Annotated in this window: 1 protein-coding gene and 1 pseudogene; both read right to left on the bottom strand. The window is 62.3% G+C overall.

Annotated elements, in window-relative coordinates; translation table 11 throughout:
- Window positions 1–730 (bottom strand): ATP-dependent metallopeptidase FtsH/Yme1/Tma family protein (locus EN984_RS35750; RefSeq protein ID WP_164765972.1); only part of this gene is annotated, 730 nt, incomplete at its 3' end.
- A 125-nt stretch (window positions 731–855) separates the two neighbouring features.
- Window positions 856–1,040 (bottom strand): annotated as a pseudogene (locus EN984_RS35745) (tRNA(Ile)-lysidine synthetase); the annotation flags it as partial.

The following is a 1,040-nucleotide window of genomic DNA, read 5'->3' as shown; positions in this document are numbered from 1 at the left end:
GGTCGAACATATCGCGGACGCGGCTTGCACCAACGCCTACGAACATCTCGACGAAGTCAGAACCGGAAATGGTGAAGAACGGCACATTGGCTTCGCCGGCAACCGAGCGGGCGAGCAGCGTCTTGCCGGTTCCCGGAGGGCCGACGAGCAGCACGCCGCGCGGAATCTTGCCGCCGAGCCGCTGGAATTTCTGCGCATCGCGCAGGAACTCGACGATCTCTTCCAGATCTTCCTTGGCTTCGTCGACGCCGGCAACATCCTGGAAGGTGACGCGGCCATGCGCTTCGGTGAGCAGCTTGGCCTTCGACTTGCCAAAGCCCATCGCGCGGCCGGAGCCGGACTGCATCTGGCGCATGAAGAATATCCAGACGCCGAGGATGAGGATCATCGGCAGCCAAGAGATCAAATAGCCGAACAGCGAATTGGAACCGTCTGTTTCAGGCCGCGCATTGATGGTGACGTTCTTGTCCTGCAGCCGCGAGACCAGCGAAGGATCGCCGGGCGAATAGGTCTGGAAGCCGCTGGCATTGTCGGTGTAGGTGCCGCTGATGCGGGCGCCCGCGATGGTCACCGTCTTGACCCGGCCCGCCGCGACATCCTGCAGGAACTGCGAATAAGGCACATCGCTGGAAGCCCCTCGCGTCTGCGGCGTCTGGAACAGATTGAACAGGGCTATGAGCAGGACCGCTATGATCGCCCAGAGCGCGAGGTTGCGATAGTTCGGATTCATCAATTGTCCCGTTGGCGTCCGCGGGGCGGACACGCGTCATGAGAGGAAACTTGCGCCTAACATAGGGAGAGCACCTCCCCTTGCCAAGCATAACAGCACGTCTGGGTTAAGCTTTCGCGCAACCATCAGCCGGCACTATGGCCGCTGAAAGGCAAGGGCGGGACCGGGGCCGCGCCAATCAGCCCGGCGACGGCCTGCGCCGGCGCCAGGTCGAAGGACGGCAGGAAGCGGGCAAAGGGACTAACGACCGGCCGCACTTCCACCATCGCCGACTTCAGTTCATATCCAGGCAAACCAAGGCATTCCCCGG

Source organism: Mesorhizobium sp. M7A.F.Ca.CA.004.12.1.1 (assembly GCF_003997835.1).
GTDB lineage: Bacteria > Pseudomonadota > Alphaproteobacteria > Rhizobiales > Rhizobiaceae > Mesorhizobium.
This window is presented reverse-complemented; position numbering and strand designations above follow the sequence as displayed.